The organism is Bacillus sp. ISL-46 (genome assembly GCF_018613205.1).
In genome coordinates this window covers 33,532-51,628 of sequence record NZ_JAGGQR010000018.1, presented here as the reverse complement: position 1 = coordinate 51,628, position 18,097 = coordinate 33,532, and the positions used below count along the sequence as shown (strand labels likewise).

Sequence of the window (18,097 nt, the reverse complement as noted above, 5' to 3'; positions counted from 1 at the left end):
ATATCAGAGAAAAAAGGAAAAACCTTGCGTAAGTTAACAAGGTTTTTCCTCTGCATTATTTCGCTTTTTCTACGATTGTATTCAGAGTGGAAATTAACTCGTTCAATTGTGCTTCACCAGCGGTTTTATCTTTAGCTTTTGCTGTTTCAACATATTTCTGTGCTTTTTCAGTTAGTGTCTTATAACCATCTTCTCCAAGAAGGGCCTTGATATCTTCGCCGATGATATCGATGAATAACGCACCCTCTAAACCAGTGATAACAGCTTTATCTTCACCAAATAATTCTTTACTCTCGCCATACTCAGAAATGGCAATTTTTGCAAAACCACGAACAAAAGCTTTATTAACAGCAGCTGGATCAACTGCTTTTACATCAGATTCAAGATTGAATTGTTTTTCAATCAAGGCAGTTTCATCAGCTGCATGTTTGTTCAAATAGCTATATAAAGATTGGAAGAATGCCCAGCCTTCTGCCTGTTCTACTTTGGCTAAAGCAGCATCTTTCCCTGCTTCCGCTGCAGCCTTTGTTGCATATCCATTTGGAAGTGCACCCGTTGCTAGATAGAAGGTCTTCATTAACGTTTTGTCAACCACTTGCTTACCTAAGTTAAAGCTTAGTTGATCATTGTTTTTAATTGCTGTTTCTATTTCACTAAATCCCCCATCAATTACACTGACAAGGTTTGTTCCATAAGCAGCATCACGCTTTTCTACAGTTGATTTTAGAATGGCATAATATCCTTTTGCTTCTTCTAATTCTGCATTGACTTCTTCAGTTTTGCCCCATTTTTCAGTTACTTCTGTAAAATCGTGTTTAATAGATGTATAAAATACCTTTTGCATTAATTTATCAAAGATTTGTTTTACGATTACTTTATCCATTGAACCATCTTTACCAGCTGCTAAAGCTACAGTGATTTTTTCATCAATTGTATCCTCAAATTCTGCGTCTCTCTTTTGAACTAACTCTTTTAAATTGGAATTATATAAATCTGTCACTTTGTCAAAATCAACATCTTTACCTTCTTTTGCTTTTTCAAGCTCAGTTACGGCCTCTTTAAAAACATCAGCATATTTCACTTCTTCTTTTTCCTTTACTTCTTCTTTCTCTGCTGATTTTGCTTTGTTTTCTACCTTTGGTTTATCTGTTGTTTCTTCTGCTTTTCCACAAGCTCCAAGAACTAATGAAAGGGCTGCCATTGCTGCTAGAAGTTTAAATTTGATTGACATTGTGTTTTCCCCCGGTTTGTATAATTTTTATATTTGATAATGATTATCATTCACAATTCTGATTATAAAGAGAATGATTATCATTGTCAACTTGTTTAATAATATGTAACAAAATATTCACATTTTTAACCTATATATATTAAAAAGCTATCTTGTCTTACAAGATAGCTTTAACACACACTAAAACTCGACTCTTATTTCACTTTATCTTTTATTGTTTCCTCAAGGTCACTCCAATTTATAATTCTCGGTAAATTTAAATGACGATTATAGGATTGATCCCTGAGAAAAATTTTAATTGATTCGTTTAATAATGTATTTAAAACCTCTGGTTTATCATCAAAATAATAATCGAGTTTTAATTTTTTAATGATTTCTACCTTTTCATGATCCTGCATACCATAAAAAAACCTCTCCTCATGAACAGGAAAACCGTTTTGTTTTAACCATTCTTTCGTTCTTTCCCCATGTTCTTTGGGTCTTGCCGTAATATAATATATTTCATGCCCTTTCTTCTCTAGTTCTTGTAAAGTTTCAACAGCATCTGGAAAAGCAGGACATGACGTATAATAAATTTCTTCTAAAGAATTACGCCACATTTCTTTCCCTTGTTCATCTGTTAATCCAAAGGGTCCATGTATCTCCACTCGTTTTAAGTTATGAAAAATTTCAATCGGTACATTTTGATTCAATCTTTGATTGTATATGTTAAAGGCATGCTCGCGTAGATTTATTAATGTATCATCGATATCAAAACCAAATCTCATCACATAATTCCCTCTTTTGAATAAATCGGATAGCCAATAAATTTAAAGTCTTTTCCAATTTTAATGATCGATGTATCCACTAAATCCACTGCATCAGACATTTTCTCTATTCCTGCCCCCTCTAAGAAAGTAGGTGCATCCTTTCCACCAATTAATTTGGGTGCAAAATAAAGAATTACTTTATCAATACATTTATTTTCAAGAAAAGAAGCATTTATGGTGCCCCCTCCTTCAATTAATACGGATGAGATAAGGTGCTCACCTAATATTTCCATGACATCTTTAGGATCAACTTTTTCCACCCCATCGGTAGGAAAGACTTTCATCCCTAAGGACTTTAATGTTTTTTCCTTATCCTGATCATATTTCTGACACGTAAATATCCAAGTTTCAGCAAGGTTATCTGTTACAACTTTTGAATCTATAGGGATCTTTAAAGTAGAATCCAAAATAACACGAATTGGATTTCTTCCATTCGGAATTCGCGCTGTCAGTTCCGGGTTATCTTTTATTACTGTATTAACCCCTATAAGAATAGCCATATTTTCATTCCTCAGAAGATGGACATCCTGTCTGGATTGTTCCGAAGTAATCCATTTACTGTTTGATGCATAAGTGGCTATTTTCCCATCTAGAGTAATCCCTGATTTTAAGGTGACAAATGGTTTTTTCTCCAAGATGAATTTATTGAATACTTCATTCATCTTTTGGGATTCCTCTTGATGAACCCCGATTATTACTTCAATTCCTGCGTCTTTTAGAATTTTTACTCCATTCCCTGACACAACAGGATTTGGATCAAGTGTGGCAATTACGACTCTTTTAATACCGGCTTCTACTATTGCAACAGCACATGGGCCTGTCCTGCCATAGTGGGAACATGGTTCTAATGTAACATAAATGGTTCCGCCTTTTGCTGCTTCGCCAGCCATACGGAGAGCGTGAATCTCAGCATGAGGCTCGCCAGCTTTTAAATGGGCTCCGATTCCCACTACTCGGTTATCATTCACAATCACAGCCCCTACTAGTGGATTTGGGTCTGTTTGGCCTTTCATTGCACTAGCATTTTTTAGAGCTAACTCCATATAGAATTCATGGTTAGTCATTTGGACAAGTCCCCTTATCTCCTATATGACCTGACTTATTTACTTTTGTCTGCAGATATTTTTCGTTATACTCTGATACATCTCCCCACAAAGGCTTTCTGCCTGCTACCTCTAAACCAGCACTTTTTAATGCTTCCAATTTTTTTGGATTGTTAGTCATAAGTGTGACTGGTTTAGAGCGTAATGCTTTAAGGACTTGAATAGCATCCCCATAGTTTCTAGAATCATCGACAAAACCAAGGCCTTCATTTGCTTCGACCGTATCATAGCCGTTTTCTTGAAGAACATAGGCCATTGCCTTACTGAATAAGCCTATTCCTCTTCCTTCGTGATTTGCTAGATAAAATAATGCCCCTGTTCCATGTTCGGAGATCATTTTCATTGATTGTTTTAATTGAAATCCACAGTCGCATCGCTTGCTTCCAAATATATCGCCCGTATGGCAGATGGAATGCATTCTAATAATGACATCATCTTCATATTCAAAGTCACCATATACTAAAACGCTTGATTGTTGAAACTCTGCTAAATTCGCAGAAGATAACTTATCAATAATTCTTTCAAAATCCTCTGTTACCTCATCACAATTTAGCCAACAATACCATTTGAAGTTAACTGTTTCTCCGTATAAATTAACGGGAAGCCGGATCGGTCCTACTAAATATATCGCACCTTTTTCTGTTTTTATTAATTGAATTTTGTCTTCTAAAACTGAAAGAACTTTAGAGTTAAGAGCTTGTTTCATTTATTTATCCCCTTTTTAAGAATAGTTTTAACTACATTAACAAATACATTCATGAAATGATTTCCTCTCTCCTATTACGCATAAATAGAAATAGGCTATCTTGATAGTACAAGATAGCCTCAAGAAATTACAAATATTTACGATGGACTCCTTTACCATCATAAGAAAATAACATTTTTCTATCTTCAATCATCGATTCGATATGAACAGGTCTGCCCCAAAGCTGTTGGATATATGGAAGAACTTTTTCTAGATATTTAACGTCGAGTTCCACCCCTTCATACCAGTGTTTTAGATATAGTTCCCCATTTTTTAAATAATCGCCATCATTGACAGTGATGTAAGGGAAACCTCCATTTACGCGCATATTTACAAGTTGATCACGAATCTGTTCCCATTGTTTATCAACAATTTTGTAGTCTCTTCCTTGTTTTTGGAAAAGATACATATCTTCTCGCATGACAAGGTCCTTATTTAAGTAATTGCGAAGAAAAGATATATCGGATTCTACTTCACGGACCTCAAACATTTTTTCCCGCCCTGATCCTGGAACCACGCCTCTTCGCTTCATCTCTTCCGTTGGATTGTTATAGCGTTCTTCAATATCCTCAAAAATCTTTATTCCAAGGTAATAAGGATTAATGCCCGTTTTTGATGGCTGTACAACTCCCGCATTCAATTTAGCAAACTCGATTGCCTCACCGCTCGTTAAATCCATTTCCCGTAAAATTCGTTGATGCCAATAGGAAGCCCAGCCTTCGTTCATTATTTTCGTTTCAAGCTGCGGCCAGAAGTAGAGCATTTCCTCCCGCATCATTGTTAAGATATCCCGCTGCCAATCCTCTAACTCTCTGCTATATGTTTCAATAAATAGCAACAGATCCTTTTCTGGCCTTGGAGGAAATTTCTTTTTCCGCGGTTGATTGGTCTCCTTTTTATCTTTTTCATCCAATCTCCACAGATCATCGTATGGCGTTGTTACTTGAAGCTCTAGGTCATCATCTTCCTCGTCGTCTCCAATGGACCAAGATAACTTAGGCCTCATAAGCGATGGGTCTATATGTTCATCAATAGCCAATACCGCATCTAAAAAGGTTTCCACTTCTTTTTTACCATATTGAACTTCATATTGATGAATTCTTTCTGCCGTGGCAGCCATACTTTCGACCATATCACGTTTTGTATTTTGAAAACGAACATTATTTTTAAAGAAGTCACAGTGTGCTAAAACATGGGCAACAATTAGTTTATTTTGAATAAGTGTATTGGAATCAAGCAAAAAAGCATAGCATGGGTTTGAATTGATAACTAATTCATAAATTTTACTCAGCCCTAAATCATAATGAAGTTTCATTTTGTGAAATTGCTTGCCGAAGCTCCAATGTGAAAATCGGGTTGGCATACCATAAGCCCCAAATGTATAAATAATTTCGGCAGGACAGATTTCATAACGCATTGGATAAAAATCCAAACCAAACCCGGTTGCTATTTCAGTGATTTCACTGATCGCATATTCAAGTGAATTACGACCTTCCACATTCATTTTGCCATTCCCCCTTTTCCTCTTACCACAATGTATGAAGTAAAAAGGGGAATGATGAAACAAGATAGAAAAAACAATAGGCAAGTATTGCTTTAATCAGAGATTTTCTTGGCTTCCACAGCAAGTTTCAAGCCAACATGTCGATTCCGTTTCCATTCCTGTTTAAAAATTGAGATGGGGGGATTTGTTTCGCCAACTAAATAACTAATTTCAATTGTCATGGCCGGTCTGTGATAAGTAGTGATAAACCAATCCGTGAAACCGCCTCCCACTGCGTTTTTTTCAGGTTTGGCTAATTTATAGCCGGTTAATTTCGAAATTTTTTTAGCAACAAGTTTATCACGTGTAAGATGCTTGCCATTTTTATAATTCCAATAAATTTCTCTTCCCGCTGTATGATAAGCAACTGCAATTGAAGGGTTAATTTCCTTAATAAATTTCGTTAAGGAGAGTGCTTCTTTTGATTCTAATGGTTTTTTTCCTTTATAAAGTTTATAGGAGGGTGAAACAGGATCAGGATTAAGACTTTCCCACCCAGCTGGATATTGCCTATTTAAATCTATGCCCATGCCGTTTGCTTTCCATCGTTTAAAGTTATCTGATCCTTCATTTATTTTCACCAAAAGTTTCTGATGTTTAGATGGAAAATTTTTAAGATCATTCTGTTGAATGGCCACTCCATCTGGATTTAACATTGGCACAAACCATAATGATACTTCATTAAGAATATGATTGGATTTAAATCCGAAAAGGCCCTTCTCCTCATAGGAAGCTGCATAAGACTCAAGCATTTTCATTAACATTAAGCTTGTCAGCCACTCCCGCCCATGATGCGAGCCTATCAAAACCACATTTTTCTTGCCCTTTCCGAGCTTAATTGCCCAAATATCCCGCCCAAAGTGAGACGTTCCGATCGATTTGATTTTTATTTTCTCTTGATACTTTTCGTTAATTATTGAAAGGTCATTTTCTAACATTTCATAAGTATACGGTCTATCAGCTTTGACAATTTTAGCGCTTGCGACATTTTCCAGTTGTAGGGATAAAAAGAGCATGACACAAATTATAATTTTAACCATAGCGCCTCCGCCTTGTTCATAATGACAAGAATATATACAGGTAAATGTTGAAAACCGCGTAAACAATGGGTGTCCAACATTTGCTGTGAAAGTTATCGTCAAAATATCATACAATAATCTCAACTCCTAATAAGGAGGAGATAAAACAAATGAATAAAATGGATTATGATCGAGCTTTATATTATACACATCGATCTGAGTGGGATAATTTGCTGATTTTAATGGTACGAACAAAAGACCAATTTTTATCAAAAAGAATTGAACAATTCCTGCATGCCTACAATTTCGAACGTGATTACAGTGTAATTGAAACCAAACTATATAACCTTCTTCGCTACATTGACCATGCGAATGAAACCGTAGAGCCTGACCCTAATGAGATACCGATGTATAGTCTTTCCTAAAATGATAAGTGAATTCAATTTCTGCCTGAGAAACTTTTTACAACCGGACCAAAGAATTCCACCAAAAAAAACACGGCTTCCTGAAATGGAAGCCGTGTTTTATTTTTTTCTTTTCATGATGAGGTTCTTAGATCGTATTAAGATTGGATTAAATTTCTTGAACCATTTTCATTTTATCGTCAACTAAAGCCATAAAATCATTTTCAATCGATTTTAGTTTTATCTTGCTTTCTTCTAAACTTTTACTATTGACTCCAAAATAGAATTTCACCTTCGGCTCTGTTCCTGATGGTCTTAAACAAACCCATGAACCATCCTCGAAAGTATATTTTAAAACATTCGATTTTGGTAAATCAATTTCTTCTTCTCCTTTATTCTTTACACGGATGCTTGTTAAGTAATCTTCAGTCGTGAAGGTGGTCAAGTTTCCAAGACTCGTAATTGGCTCAGATCGGAAAGAAGCCAATAATTGTTGGATTGTCTCCGCCCCTTCCTTTCCTTTTAAGGTTAAGGAACGTAGGCCTTCTTGGTAATAACCATACTTTTCAAATACTTCCATCATTCCTTGATAGAGGGTTTTTCCTTGTTTCTTATAAAAAGCACACACTTCGGTTGCTAGTAGAGCCGCTTGGACTGCATCCTTATCCCTAGCAAAGTCGCCAATTAAATAGCCATAGGATTCCTCATATCCAAATAGAAATTTCAAATTGCCAGTGGTCTCATATTCATTAATTTTTTCAGCGATAAATTTAAATCCGGTTAAGACATCAACTGTTTCTAAATCATAAGCTGTAGCAATTTTCCTGCCAATTTCTGATGTAACAATAGTTTTTAAAACAACTCCATTTTCCGGGAGTGTTCCTTTTTCCTTTTTCTGTGTGATAATGTAATCAAGTAACAAAGCACCTGTTTGGTTTCCTGTAAGAACAACATATTCTCCTTCAGGATTGCGCACAGCAATACCTAATCGATCGGCATCGGGATCTGTAGCAATGAGAAGATCCGCTCCTACTTCTTTTCCATCACGAATGGCCAATTCAAAGGCTGCATGCTCTTCAGGGTTAGGACTTTTTACAGTCGAGAATTCCGGATCTGGAAGTTCTTGTTCTTTAACGATTGTTACATTTTTATAGCCCAATGCAGATAAAGCAGCACGGACAGGCTTATTAGCAGTCCCATGTAAAGGGGTAAAGACGATTTTAATATCAGTTTCTTCAGCAAGGTTTGGATTCTCTGAAATAGTTCTTAATTTCTCAATATAAGCATTATCAATTTCAGCACCGATCGTTTTAATTAATCCGGCAGCTCTTAAGTTTTCTTCACTATCAACCTCAATTAGTAATTCATTCTCGATCTCATTTACCTTGGCAATAACCTTGTCTGCTCCATCTGGCGGAAGTTGGCCGCCATCTGAACCATATACCTTAAATCCGTTATATTCAGGCGGATTATGGCTTGCAGTGATGACAATTCCTGAAAAGGCATTTAAATATCTTAGCGCAAATGATAATTCAGGGGTAGGCCTTAATTCTTCAAATACATATGTTTGGATTCCTTTTGAGGCTAACGTTTTAGCGGCCTCCATTGCAAATTCTGGTGACTTATGACGGGAATCAAAAGCAATCACAACACCGCGTTGTTTCGCTTCTATACCTTGGTTTTCTATGTATCCCGCTAAACCAGCTGAGGCTTTGCGTACAGTATAAAGGTTCATTCGATTCGTACCAACACCGATTTCGCCTCTCATACCCCCAGTTCCAAATTCTAAGTTCTTATAAAAAACCTCTTCTAGCTGCCCTTCATTCTTCACTATTTCTGTTAATTGATTTCTTAATTCAGCATCTAATCCTTCAAATTCTATCCAACTTTTTACTTTCTTCTTCCAATCCATAGGTGTCCCCTCCAGTTTCTGTCTACTCTATATTGTTTCTAATTTCAGGTTTGTTACTCCTTTAAAAATCTACTGAAATTAACCGACAAATTTTGCAGTAATATAAAATTGTTATTTTCTTTCCTTTTACTATATTACCTTAAAATTACTCATTACTAATAGAAAAAAAAAAAAAGCCTGCAATTTTGCAGACTTTTTTTTTCATTATACTAGCAACTCATTATCAGCATTAGAATAGATACTTAGCATGTTTGCTCTGATACATTTTGCCACTTCAAAATGTTCATATTCAAATGGAAAAAATAATCCAAATTCCTGTAAGGTCTCAACATTCTTATTAAATAATAATGTATACTGAACATCAAGTTGAGAGGCCTCAAGAATAGAGATTAATGTTTGAATACTTGTCATTACCTGAAAGGCATCTTTTAATGTGTTAAAATCTTCAGATGTATGCAAAACCTTTAACTGTTCAAATTGATTAATTTCCTCATCGGTATAGTAGAGAGGAAAAATATTCGAATAGATGTACCTCACCAGTTCATTAATTTCTTCTTCCTGACTTGGTGTGGAGGCAAAAACAATTTTCACTTTTAACCCACCTTTGCCATCGCTTATTTCTGTCTGATTGTATATCATAAGAATAACATAACAAAGACTGTATTTACGGTGGTAATTATAACCTGAAGGAGAATTAAATGCTAAAAACAATGCGAATGGGTGAATGGTTTCAACTAACGGTTCCATTGGAATGGAATGGAAGAACCATTGCTGATATTTTTCGAAACGTATGGGGAGCCCCCAAAAAATTAACTCATTCTTTTAGAATGGAAAATAAGGTTTTACTAAATGGAGACCAGGCTAACTGGAATATCCCTCTTAGTCATGGTTCGAAGCTGCAAGTTAAACTTTTTGAGGAAGAAGAACTACTAATCACACCAAACTATATAGATGTTGACATCCTTTATGAGGACGACCATGTATTGGTTCTTAACAAACCGCCATTTATGAATACCCATCCGAATGACCCAAACGCAGATCTATATACCCTTGTTAATGCGGTGCAATATTATCTGCAATCAAATGGGGAAATAAGAAACATTCGGCAGGTTCATCGATTAGATCGCGATACATCAGGTGCCATCCTTTTTGCTAAACATGCTTTAGCTGGTGCTATTTTGGACAATATGCTCGAAAAACGGGAGATTAAAAGAACCTACATTGCTTTGGTCCATGGGATAGTTAAACATAGAAGCGGAACAATTAAGGATCCAATCGGCCGTGACCGCCATCATGCAACCAAAAGAAGAGTTTCTCCAACAGGTCAAGAGGCACTTACCCATTATATGGTCTTAAAGACAGACAAAGACAAACAACAATCCTATGTTAAATGTTGGCTCGATACTGGGAGAACCCATCAAATCAGAGTTCACTTAAGTCATCTCGGACATCCTTTAGTTGGAGATACTTTGTATGGCGGGAAAGCAATTATTAAAAGACAAGCACTCCATGCAGCAAAGCTTGAGTTGATTCACCCATTTACTCAGAATAAAATTGTATGCCATGCTCCATTTTTAGATCAACCTGCTATTTTTAAAGATATTGACATATATTCAATTTAGGTTATTGAACCAAAAACCATTGAAAAAGCCTCCTGATTTAGGAGGCTTTTTCAATGGTTATTTATCGGTTCTTCTAAAGGATCTCATAATGAAGCTTAGCAGCAAGACCAATACTGCAGAACCAATGATTGCAGGTACTATTGCAAAATCAGCCACATGCGGCCCCCAGTTACCTAAAATCGCTGTCCCAAGCCACGCCCCAACAAATCCAGCTATGATGTTACCAATGATGCCGCCCGGTATATCTCTTCCAACGATAAGGCCTGCTAACCATCCAATAATCCCACCAATAATTAATGCCCAAATGAAACTCATTTAGAACACTCCTTTTTAGTATTCAATTATTTGTCTCAGGCAGTATTGGAAAAGTAACTTAATTTTCATGCTACCTGTACCTATAAAGTACCCTATTTTCATTTTTATACTCAGAAAAGAAAAAATCTTACAACCTACCTTTAATACATAAATCAATGAATTTAGGTAAAAGTAAAAAGGTCTCCATCTTAAAAATGAACTATTCAAAAAATTCTAATGTTAAGTTTTTGTAAAGTTACATAGAATTTGTTTCTTTCTTCGACATTTTTCAGATAAAATATCTAAGTTGGTCTACAAGACCTTTAAATTAAAATGGGGGTAATTACATGGCATTCAAAAAAACTGATAAATTTATGGCATTACTTAGTAATATTTCTGCGAACCTTAAAGAAAGTGCAAATTTCTTCACTGATTATAAATTAAAAAATGTGAGTGATTTGAAAATTTTCTCAGAGAAAATGAAAGAACTGGAAACCAAAGGAGATACATTCGTTCACGAAGTAATCAAAGAATTGAATGATGCTTTCATCACTCCAATTGAACGTGAAGACATTCTTCATCTAGCGATGAGCATGGATGATGTTCTGGATGGCCTTGAAGGATGTGCGGCATTATTTGAAATGTACTCCATTACGAATGCAGATGACTATATGAAGAAATTTGTGGATGCTATTCAAGCCAGTGTTCATGAAATTGACAAAGCGGTTGAACTGCTTTCAAATAAAAAGTTACAACAAATAAGAGAACATGCGATTAAAATAAAAGATTATGAATCCAACTGTGATAATATCTTACGCCAGTCGATTAAAAATTTATTTACGGTTGAAAAAGATCCAATCCGTATCATTCAATATAAAGAAATCTACGAAAATCTTGAAGATATCGCAGACTATTGCCAAACCGTTGCTAATACACTTGAAACCATTATCATGAAAAATGCTTAAGGAGCAAAAATATGAGCGTTGTATTAATTCTAACGATTTTAATTGTAATTGGTGCCCTTGCATTTGACTTTATAAATGGATTCCATGATACTGCAAATGCAATCGCTACCTCTGTATCAACAAAAGCCCTAAAGCCACGCCAAGCAATTTTGCTGGCAGCCGTAATGAATTTTGTTGGTGCTTTGACATTCACAGGTGTAGCCAAAACCATATCTAAGGATATTGTTGATCCATTCTCACTAACTGGTGGTCATACCGGATCAATTGTTATTTTTGCGGCGCTGCTATCGGCTATTATTTGGAACTTACTCACATGGTATTACGGTATTCCAAGCAGCTCTTCCCATGCAATTATTGGTTCTATTGCTGGTGCGGCTATTGCTGCCAAAGGATTTGACGTAATAAAAGCAGAAGGTTTTATAAAAATCCTTGAAGCATTAGTCCTATCACCGATCTTAGCTTTCACAGTTGGGTATATTGTTTACAGCATTTTTAAAGTCGTGTTTAAGAACTTCAATTTAACAAAGACAAACCGAAACTTTCGTTTTATCCAGATTGCTACTGCGGCATTACAATCCTATTCACACGGAACAAATGATGCACAAAAATCCATGGGGATTATCACCATGGCTCTGTTAGCTAATGGTTATCTGCATACTGATGAGGTTCCTTTTTGGGTACAGCTCTCTTGTGCGATTGCAATGGGACTTGGTACCTCGATTGGCGGATGGAAGATCATTAAAACAGTGGGCGGGAAAATTATGAAGATCCGTCCGATTAATGGTGTTGCAGCGGATTTAACCGGTGCAGCGATCATTTTCGGGGCCACCTACATCCACTTACCTGTCAGTACTACACACGTCATCTCTTCAGGGATACTTGGTGTAGGTGCTTCGCATCGTCTTAAAGGAGTAAAATGGGGTACTGCTCAGCGGATGTTAATTACCTGGGTCATTACATTACCAATAACTTCCTTGTTAGCAGGTATCATTTATTTTATTCTGAATATCTTCTTTTAAAAAAATAACCAGGAATTTTTTCTCCTGGTTATTTTTTTAATCCTTTATAATAGTCATTTTTTTTGGTGATACCACTTCTAAATGCCTCGAACTTTCATATTTTTATGTTAGAGGACAAGTTTTGAGGTGAGATTGTGAAGGAAAAAATTGCAGCTATGCTGCTTGGGAGTTTGCTATTGAGTCTTGGGGTAAATGGATTTTTAGTTCCCTATCACTTGCTAGACGGAGGGGTAATCGGCTTAGGGCTACTCATTCATTATTTTTACGGATGGCCGACTGGTCTAAGTATTATCCTTTTAAGTCTACCTTTATATGTCTTAGCCTGGTTTTTTGAGCGACGATACTTCTACTATAGCCTCCACGGACTTATCATTTCTTCGTTTTGTATTGATTTTCTTTCATTTATGAACGGTAAAATACAATTGGGTATATTACCAAGTACAATAATTGGTGGATTACTTGTCGGCATTGGCATCGGTCTTATGCTTCGTTATGAAACAAGTACGGGTGGGACTGATTTACTCGCACAGATTCTAACCAAATTTACTTCAATAAATGTAGGTATCATTATATTCTTAATCGATGGTCTAGTCATAACGAGCGGCATTCAAATAGTCGGTTTAGAAAATTTTTTTTATTCCCTTCTTACGATCATATGTGTCGGCTTTATGACTACCTTAACTGTTAGTGGTAATAATAATGAGCATTTTCCTTACTATTGAGAAAAAAAGATTTAAAAGAAACGCTGGTTCTGAGCCAGCGTTTTAATTTTTATTCTTACCATCCTTAATTTCCGTCGTTCGAAAGGCCTCTTTCATGATTCCATAAGATTTTTTCAACCGTTCATGAAAGGCTGGCTCCTCCCACTTTTTCCAACTGTAGAAAAATGAATCGGTTTGATGCAGCTGATTATTAGTTATATTAGGGAATGTCTGCTGGACCTTCCCATTCTCTGTTGTCACAATAGCCACCCTAATTCCGCTTGTTTCAATGCTGCTTGCCAAGCCACTTTCCCACACATTTCCCATTACTTCTCTTAAACTAGGGTCTTTCACATTTAATAGCTGCCATGGAATCCTTCCTTCGATAACCTTCTTATCCTTACTAATACTTACATCGGTTAACGAGTCGAATTCTTTATTTTTGGGATTGGCATTCCCAAACTTCAGTTTTCCAGTTTCGTATCCCTCAAAAGGAATGATTGTCTTTGTTGTAGGTATCGTTAATTCCTTATTAAGGGCAAGTCTAATGGGATGAAACACTCCATTATTCTTCTTGCTTACATATGATTGCTCGTCAATCAACTTCAACAGATGAGCATACTGATAATAGTATGTATCATAATAGCTATCAACCATGATTCTGGAATTATTAGTTCCTGTAAGTTTTATTAAAAAATCAATTCCATAGTCTGTTTTTATAAAACTCTTACCTGCTAATGGTATATTAGTTTGCCCTTGCTTATTGATGGTATCGAGTAATAGGAAAGTTCCTTGGTTACTAAAATCAACGGGACGAATATATTTTAGAAGAAAATACAAATACCCATTATCCGAAGAAAACCGAACTTCCTTTAAAGTGTCTTTCTTATCTTTTGTAAGATAACTATTCCTAACTCCAGCTAAGTCCCAATCCTTAGAGACACCGTCAACAATGATTTCTTGTTCCTTTTTTACTGGTTCAAAACCTTTTAAACCAAAATGCTGTTCATTTGTTTGCATGTTATTCCAGTATGGCCTTCGGTCTGGGTTATCAAAATCCATAGTGTTCCATGTTCGTTTAAACCATTCATCCTGCCAGGCGAAGACAAGCCCACCCATATATCCTTCTGAAACAATCGATTGATATAAATACTTATTAATATTCCCTTGTTCCTCTTCCGAATGAAACCCTTGGTTCATCCCATAAGCGTTCTTATGGGTTAAGCCTCTAGAAGCTGGCACACCAAATTCAGCTACAAGTACTGGCATTTGATGGGCAGCACGCAGTTCATTCAGATAGCCGGCATAATTGTTTTTCTTCCCAGTCTTATCAACATAGTTAAGGTACGACTCTTCAAAGTTTAGAAAGTCAGGATAGTATGGGTATACATGGTAGGATGCAAATAAACCTGAAGAAAACAACTTGGATGCTTTAATATGATTGGGATTAACCGATACCATGTCCTCATTCTCAAGCGGTTCCGCAGGATGCTTTAACATATCTGTAGTTAACCAGTTAGTAAAACTCATCGAATGCTGCCACATGAATTTATCGGCTTCATAATCAGCGGCATAGTCCATTAAACCAGCCAGCCATACTTCAAAGGGATTTGCTCTTTCCGTTTTAAAGTAATCCCCTGAAAATTGACCGATAGCTGAATGCTTTTCATTTGTGTTCATAACCATCGCAGGATCCCATTCTGTGCCGACAATTATTCCGAGGACATATTTTGAAATGTCATATTTATAAACACCAGAAGCATGACCAGACCGCTCAGGAAGCTTAGCCTTTCCATGGATAATATCAATCATATTTTTAATTTCCAGCTTCGCATCCTCTAGATTAACTTTGGCAAAGGCGTCTTGGGTTTGGATGAGATTTTCCTCATTAACCCATGTACCATGAAATAGAAAGAGCGGCTTTTTAGCAATTTGGTTATATTCATAAAAGGCTTCATAAAATTGTGGCGGGTGAAGCGTATAAATTCTGATGGCATTGGCATTCATTGCGCCAATTTCTTTAAACCATCGGAAGTATTCTTCCTTGGTAATTGCCGTCTCCCCAGGAAAATATCCTGGCTTTCCAATCCCCATGTTTACGCCCTTGATTAAAAGATTCTCCCATTTTCCATTCTTTTGAACCTGTATATAGGAATCTCCTGTTTGGCTATTTGACTTTATTCCATCATGGTCTGTCACTTCTACTTTTTCTTGATTCGCTATGTGGTGCAAGCCATTTTCTAAGATGTCCTTCATCATTGGAACGTATGATTCCCAATAAAAAGACTCGTTTGCTCCAACATTCCTTTTCCATGTATCCAAGCCCTTTGTTTGGTAAATTTCAGGAACTTCGGATTCGTCTGCATAATCTCCTGAGAAATAATAGGAGGAATACTTAGCATTTTCGTGATAAATAACTGCAGGAAAATGGGTTGGGATCCCATATTCTTTAAGCGTTTCCTTTGCTTGCTTTGATATTGGCAGCTGATAAGCTGCTAATATTTCATCTTTATCTTTAGCATCAATAATATCGAACCAATAGGTATACTTCCCATGAATATCGCGTGTAAAATGTTTCATTCCTTTATCTGTTAATTGAAATAGAAGCCCCTCATCATTAACATCCTTTTTCCCTATTACAACTACATGATTATTTTTACTGACAAAAACGAATCCCTCACCAGTAAAGGACCATTTCTTATTTTGTTTCTCATAATTCTCCTTTACCCATTCAGGTACTTCCGTACTTTTAAGGTCCGAAAAAAATCGTCCAATCCAGCCAGACCATTCTACATTTAGTAAATTAGAAATCTCAGCTTTGGCGGTTTCTGATGTAGGGCTCGCAAAGGTATTAAATTCAGCTATTAATGTTTTTCCTTTTGACTGGATAAGTGCTTTTTCAATTAGATTGACTTCGCTTGATTTAAGTCCGCCGTATATTTTTGCGGACCTTTTTCCCGACAGATTCTGTCCGAAAAACTCTTCTTTATAAACCCCGTATTGGTCTGTTAAATAGACAACATCATATTTTTTTAAGTCCTTAGGCAGGGGGGCAATCGTATATTTCTGTCCTTCTTTTGGTTCAAACCCCTTATAGTCATCGATCACCGAATAAGGTCTTTGTCCATTTTTATAATATTTAGCATTGTTTAATATCCAAACAAGCCCCTTATGTTCTCTGTAGGAAGGATTTGGCACAGTCTTGTCGACAATTAACACGTTTAATTTTTTCACAGGCTGAATTTGCCATAACCAAAAAGGGCATGTCAAAATAATAAAAAAAAGAATTGTATAAATGATTAAATTGATGGGATTTTTCATTCGGAAACACCTTTTCTCTTCATTTCTCCCCAACTTCTATCCCCGATTATCATTTGCCATATTCCCTCACATCGCCAGAGTACAGTCATAGGCCTGTACCATATAGTTTCAGTTAAAGAGTATAAAAATAGCTTGATGATATCTGTTATTTTTGGATACCTTGTTAAGCTCCATTCTTCTAAAAGAACAGCGGTCATTGAAAAAATAGACCCATATAAACAGGAAAGAAGAAACAACAAAATAGAAAATTCAACATAGATCCCGCCCAAAAATAAACAAAGGATCATAAAAAGATATCCTAATAATTCAATAACTGGACCCAAAAACTCAACAATCCAGAAGTATGGAAAAGATATAAGACCAATCGATCCGTATTTTGGATTAAATGTTATCTTTCTATGAGTCCATAAACTTTCAAACAGTCCTCTATGCCAGCGTCTCCTCTGCCTGCGTAAGAATGTAATGTCTTCAGGAACCTCAGTCCAACAAACAGGGTCAGGAACATACACAATCTTTTTCTTTGTATTCTTTTCTTTTAAGAGTCTATGGATTCTCACGACTAATTCCATATCTTCCCCAACCGTATCTGTTTTATAACCACCTGCAGCAATCACCCAGTGCTTGGAAAAAACACCAAACGCCCCAGAAATGATTAATAAAAGATTGTGACGGCTTAAGCCAATTCTCCCCATCAAAAAAGCTCGTAAATATTCGATGATTTGCATTACGACCAATGGTTTATTGGATAACCCGATTTTTTGAATATGTCCGTTAATGATTTGGCAGCCATTAGCGATTCGAACACTCCCACCTGAGGCAACAACTTCTTCATTTGAATCTATTATAGGCTTCATCACCTTTAAAAAGGCATCTGGCTCAAGAACTGAGTCGCCATCTAAAGAGCAAAAATAAGGGTAATGGGAAAAGTTAAGACCGACATTAAGCGCATCCGCTTTTCCCCCGTTTTCCTTGTCAATAAGAAACAAATTTGATAAAACGTCTGACTGATAAATCCTGCCAATTGGTTTTGTTTCCACCTGTTTTCTAACCACTTTTTTTATTTCCTTCATACCATAGTGTTCAATCACTTTTTCAAGTGTATGGTCAGTTGACCCATCGTTTACCACAACCACTTCAAATGTAGGATAATTAACACTTAATAATGAGCGCACACTCTGTACAATACCTGCTTCTTCATTATAAGCAGGTACGATAATTGAAACAGGTTTGGTATAAAATTCATCCGAGTAGTCTTCATAAGCTTGAACTCTGTCTAGTTGGTATTCCTTCCGAAGCTGAAAAAAGGAAATAACCAAAATAACGGAGTAGAAAGAAATGACAACTACCATATAAACTGCTATAAACCAAGCAAAAACAGTTACAACATCTCCCCATTGCAAAATTATCAT

The 18,097-nt window shown here is 36.3% G+C and carries 16 protein-coding genes; 5 read left to right on the top strand and 11 right to left on the bottom strand.

The genetic code is table 11. From position 1 onward, the window contains the following. Positions 1–55: 55 nt before the first annotated feature. From J7E67_RS12355 to J7E67_RS12330, 6 genes are all read right to left on the bottom strand, one after another. Complete coding sequence (locus J7E67_RS12355; RefSeq protein WP_214713278.1) at positions 56–1,231, bottom strand: hypothetical protein; 1,176 nt, start codon at positions 1,229–1,231, stop codon at positions 56–58. A 194-nt stretch (positions 1,232–1,425) separates the two neighbouring features. Further along, positions 1,426–1,998, bottom strand: a complete 573-nt coding sequence (locus J7E67_RS12350) for a 5' nucleotidase, NT5C type (RefSeq protein WP_214713279.1) — start codon at positions 1,996–1,998, stop codon at positions 1,426–1,428. Beyond that, entirely contained in the window at positions 1,998–3,104 is a 1,107-nt protein-coding gene (gene ribD, locus J7E67_RS12345) for a bifunctional diaminohydroxyphosphoribosylaminopyrimidine deaminase/5-amino-6-(5-phosphoribosylamino)uracil reductase RibD (protein ID WP_214713280.1), read from the bottom strand. Before ribD ends, J7E67_RS12350 begins: the two co-directional genes overlap by 1 nt. After that, on the bottom strand, positions 3,097–3,849 hold the full coding sequence (locus J7E67_RS12340) for a GTP cyclohydrolase II (RefSeq protein ID WP_214713281.1): 753 nt from the start codon (positions 3,847–3,849) through the stop codon (positions 3,097–3,099). The genes ribD and J7E67_RS12340 overlap by 8 nt, the downstream gene beginning before the upstream one ends. A gap of 127 nt (positions 3,850–3,976) precedes the next feature. Further along, positions 3,977–5,392 carry a SpoVR family protein gene (locus J7E67_RS12335; protein ID WP_214713282.1) on the bottom strand — a complete coding sequence of 472 codons (1,416 nt, stop codon included), beginning with the start codon at positions 5,390–5,392 and terminating at the stop codon, positions 3,977–3,979. 92 nt (positions 5,393–5,484) lie between these two features. Continuing rightward, positions 5,485–6,471 (bottom strand): M14 family zinc carboxypeptidase, encoded by a 987-nt coding sequence (locus J7E67_RS12330; RefSeq protein ID WP_214713283.1) that lies wholly within the window; start codon positions 6,469–6,471, stop codon positions 5,485–5,487. A 149-nt stretch (positions 6,472–6,620) separates the two neighbouring features. On the opposite strand from J7E67_RS12330, the gene J7E67_RS12325 reads away from it, so the two are divergent. Then, positions 6,621–6,875, top strand: a complete 255-nt coding sequence (locus J7E67_RS12325) for a YhdB family protein (protein WP_088085936.1) — start codon at positions 6,621–6,623, stop codon at positions 6,873–6,875. A 148-nt stretch (positions 6,876–7,023) separates the two neighbouring features. Here the strand turns inward: J7E67_RS12325 and J7E67_RS12320 are convergent, their stop codons facing one another. Further along, positions 7,024–8,766, bottom strand: coding sequence for a phospho-sugar mutase (locus J7E67_RS12320; protein ID WP_214732023.1), 1,743 nt, complete (start codon positions 8,764–8,766; stop codon positions 7,024–7,026). 204 nt (positions 8,767–8,970) lie between these two features. Next, complete coding sequence (locus J7E67_RS12315) at positions 8,971–9,357, bottom strand: YhcU family protein (RefSeq protein ID WP_214713285.1); 387 nt, start codon at positions 9,355–9,357, stop codon at positions 8,971–8,973. Positions 9,358–9,464: 107 nt separating this feature from the next. On the opposite strand from J7E67_RS12315, the gene J7E67_RS12310 reads away from it, so the two are divergent. Beyond that, positions 9,465–10,388, top strand: a complete 924-nt coding sequence (locus J7E67_RS12310) for an RluA family pseudouridine synthase (protein WP_214713286.1) — start codon at positions 9,465–9,467, stop codon at positions 10,386–10,388. Positions 10,389–10,445: 57 nt separating this feature from the next. Here the strand turns inward: J7E67_RS12310 and J7E67_RS12305 are convergent, their stop codons facing one another. Beyond that, a complete protein-coding gene (locus J7E67_RS12305; RefSeq protein ID WP_214713287.1) occupies positions 10,446–10,703 on the bottom strand; it encodes a GlsB/YeaQ/YmgE family stress response membrane protein in 258 nt (85 codons plus the stop codon). Between the two features lie 326 nt (positions 10,704–11,029). Here J7E67_RS12305 and J7E67_RS12300 point away from each other — a divergent pair, with 326 nt between their 5' ends. The 3 genes from J7E67_RS12300 (at position 11,030) to J7E67_RS12290 (ending at position 13,388) form a co-directional block, all read left to right on the top strand. Beyond that, the gene (locus tag J7E67_RS12300) at positions 11,030–11,647 is read left to right on the top strand and encodes a DUF47 domain-containing protein (protein ID WP_088085931.1); all 618 of its coding nucleotides are present in this window, start codon (positions 11,030–11,032) and stop codon (positions 11,645–11,647) included. Positions 11,648–11,658: 11 nt separating this feature from the next. Then, a complete protein-coding gene (locus J7E67_RS12295) occupies positions 11,659–12,666 on the top strand; it encodes an inorganic phosphate transporter (RefSeq protein WP_214713288.1) in 1,008 nt (335 codons plus the stop codon). Positions 12,667–12,800: 134 nt separating this feature from the next. Continuing rightward, entirely contained in the window at positions 12,801–13,388 is a 588-nt protein-coding gene (locus J7E67_RS12290; RefSeq protein WP_214713289.1) for a YitT family protein, read from the top strand. 42 nt (positions 13,389–13,430) lie between these two features. Here J7E67_RS12290 and J7E67_RS12285 read toward each other — a convergent pair whose 3' ends face one another. Together J7E67_RS12285 and J7E67_RS12280 are read right to left on the bottom strand one after the other, a co-directional pair. Continuing rightward, complete coding sequence (locus tag J7E67_RS12285) at positions 13,431–16,688, bottom strand: hypothetical protein (RefSeq protein WP_214732022.1); 3,258 nt, start codon at positions 16,686–16,688, stop codon at positions 13,431–13,433. Next, positions 16,685–18,097: a glycosyltransferase family 2 protein gene (locus J7E67_RS12280; RefSeq protein ID WP_214713291.1), complete on the bottom strand. Its 1,413-nt coding sequence runs from the start codon at positions 18,095–18,097 to the stop codon at positions 16,685–16,687. The genes J7E67_RS12285 and J7E67_RS12280 overlap by 4 nt, the downstream gene beginning before the upstream one ends.